The organism is Virgibacillus sp. DJP39 (assembly GCF_049310925.1).
Taxonomy (GTDB): domain Bacteria; phylum Bacillota; class Bacilli; order Bacillales; family Amphibacillaceae; genus Virgibacillus_F.
In genome coordinates, this window is record NZ_JBMERP010000149.1 from 1 (window position 1) to 2,562 (window position 2,562).

A 2,562-nucleotide genomic window follows, 5' to 3' on the forward strand; every position below is an offset into this window, starting at 1 on the left:
ATGATTTTCTTATCGTTATTAATAAGTCTTTTTTTATGATAAAATGGAAAAGTCTGATGTTAGCAGTAAGAAAAGTATAAATACTTTCCATAACTGTGTAAGTGCAACTAAGGTTTCCGCCATTAAGGCATGGTGATAACCCAAGTTTTCTAATCCTATTAAGGGGAGATTGCATGAAACGATTGTTGTTATTGAATGGACCCAACCTAAATATGTTAGGTAAAAGAGAAAATGATATTTATGGTGATTTTACATTGGGGGATATTGAAAACTCTTTAGGAACCCTTTTGATGGAAAAAGGCTATAAACTTGAATGTTTTCAATCAAATCATGAAGGGGAGTTAATTGACAAGCTTCAAGAATCAAATGGAGTGTTTGATGGTGTTATTTTTAACCCTGCTGCATATACGCATACCAGTATAGCACTTCGTGACACTATTAAGGCAATTCAGACCCCTGTGATTGAAGTACATATTTCAAACGTCCATCAGCGTGAGGAGTTTAGGCATAAATCCTTACTTGCACCGGTATGTTATGGTCAAATTGTTGGTTTGGGTATAACTGGCTATAAATTAGCAGCGATGGCATTTTTAGAAAATAGACAGAAGGGAATGGGATTTTAATGGGAAAAATAGAAAAGCTAAGAGCGGCATTATCTAGCAATGAGTTGGATGCAATTATTGTTACAAATCCATACAACAGAAGATACATAACAGGATTTACCGGAACAGCAGGAGTAGCAATCATAAGTAAGAATGATACGCTTTTTTTAACTGATTTTAGATATACTGAGCAAGCCAATGAACAAGCAACCGAATTTACAATAGTAGAACATAAAAAAAGCATAGTTGAGGAAATTAGTAATCAGTTAGACAAGTTAGATGTGTCACGTGTTGGTTTTGAAAAAGATCATATGACATTTGCAACATATGAAATTTACAATAAAACAATTCAAAAAGATTTAATTCCAGTTAGTGGTCTTGTTGAAAAGATCCGTTTAATCAAAAATAATGAGGAAATTACAATTTTAAAAGCTGCTGCTAAAATTGCTGATGATGCTTTTGAACACATTAAAGGTTTCATCAAACCAGGTGTTAAAGAAATTGATGTATCAAATGAACTTGAATTTTTTATGCGTAAGCAAGGTGCAACCTCTTCAAGTTTTGACATTATTGTAGCTTCTGGTTATCGCTCGGCACTCCCACATGGTGTTGCAACTAACAAAAGGATAGAAAGCGGTGAATTGGTAACGCTTGATTTTGGTGCGCTTTACAAAGGGTATTGCTCAGATACTACACGCACAGTAGCAGTGGGTGAGATTAGTGATGAATTAAAGGATATTTATAATACCGTACTAACAGCACAATTAAAAGGTGTGGAAGGTATAAAACCTGGTATAACAGGGGTAGAAGCTGATGCAATAACACGTGATTATATAAAGGAAAAAGGTTATGGGAAGTATTTTGGCCACTCAACAGGACATGGCATTGGGCTTGAAGTCCATGAAGGGCCAGGGCTGTCAGTTAAGTCAGAAATGAAGCTTGAGCCTGGCATGGTTGTTACTGTCGAACCAGGTATATATATTCAAAACGTTGGTGGCTGTCGTATTGAAGATGACATACTAGTTACTGAGACAGGTTATGAACGTTTAACACACGCTTCTAAAGAGTTAATACAGCTGTAAGAATAGTTACAAAGGGAGGATTTAAGAAATGATTTCAGTTAACGATTTTAAAACAGGTTTGACAATAGAAGTGGATAATGATCTATGGCAGGTAATGGATTTCCAACATGTGAAACCAGGTAAAGGTGCTGCATTTGTAAGATCGAAGCTAAGGAATCTGCGGAACGGAAATATTCAGGAAAAAACATTTCGTGGTGGGGAAAAGGTAGAAAAAGCACATATCGAAAATAAAAAAATGCAATACCTTTATGCTTCAGGCGATGCACATACGTTTATGGACACAAATACCTATGAACAAATAGATATACAAGCGAAGCAAATTGAACAACAATTAAAATATATAAAAGAGAATATGGATGTTCAAGTAATAACTCATGGTTCAGAAATTCTTGGGGTAGACCTTCCTAACAAAATTGAATTGGCGGTAACAGAGACAGAGCCTGGCGTGAAAGGTGATACTTCAAGTGGTGGAACTAAATCTGCAACACTTGAAACTGGTATAACCGTTCAAGTTCCTTTTTTCATTAACAATGGTGATGTTTTAATAATTAACACTTCTGATGGGAAATATGTTTCCAGAGCACAGTAGTTTTTAAACACATTAATACTTATCAAAACAGATACCTGATTTTGAATGATTACTATAGAGCAATGAAAAAGAGCAGTCAAACGACTGCTCTTATTTATTGTTTAGGAAACTATAGATTTCAAAGGCTGTTGATAACTAGATACCTAAAGAGCCACGTCTAGCTCCAGCGCCCATTGCCCTTCAGGCGCCTCTTTGCGATAACAGTTCGACATTAGTCGAACGTCCCACAACTGACGCTCCGTGTTTCCCTTATCTCATACGGTGCCTTCTAGGTCATATGGCAATAAAC

The 2,562-nt window shown here is 36.1% G+C and carries 3 protein-coding genes; all 3 read left to right on the top strand.

Going from position 1 to position 2,562, the window contains the following annotated elements; translation table 11 throughout:
* The first annotated feature begins 173 nt into the window (after positions 1 to 173).
* From aroQ to efp, 3 genes are read left to right on the top strand one after another with little or no spacing between them, the layout of a single operon-like run.
* A complete protein-coding gene (gene aroQ / locus ACOI1D_RS21260) occupies positions 174 to 623 on the top strand; it encodes a type II 3-dehydroquinate dehydratase (RefSeq protein WP_422504176.1) in 450 nt (149 codons plus the stop codon).
* On the top strand, positions 623 to 1,684 hold the full coding sequence (locus tag ACOI1D_RS21265) for a M24 family metallopeptidase (RefSeq protein ID WP_422504177.1): 1,062 nt from the start codon (positions 623 to 625) through the stop codon (positions 1,682 to 1,684). The genes aroQ and ACOI1D_RS21265 overlap by 1 nt, the downstream gene beginning before the upstream one ends.
* Positions 1,685 to 1,712: 28 nt before the next feature.
* A complete protein-coding gene (gene efp, locus ACOI1D_RS21270) occupies positions 1,713 to 2,273 on the top strand; it encodes an elongation factor P (protein WP_422504179.1) in 561 nt (186 codons plus the stop codon).
* The last annotated feature ends 289 nt before the right edge of the window (positions 2,274 to 2,562 follow it).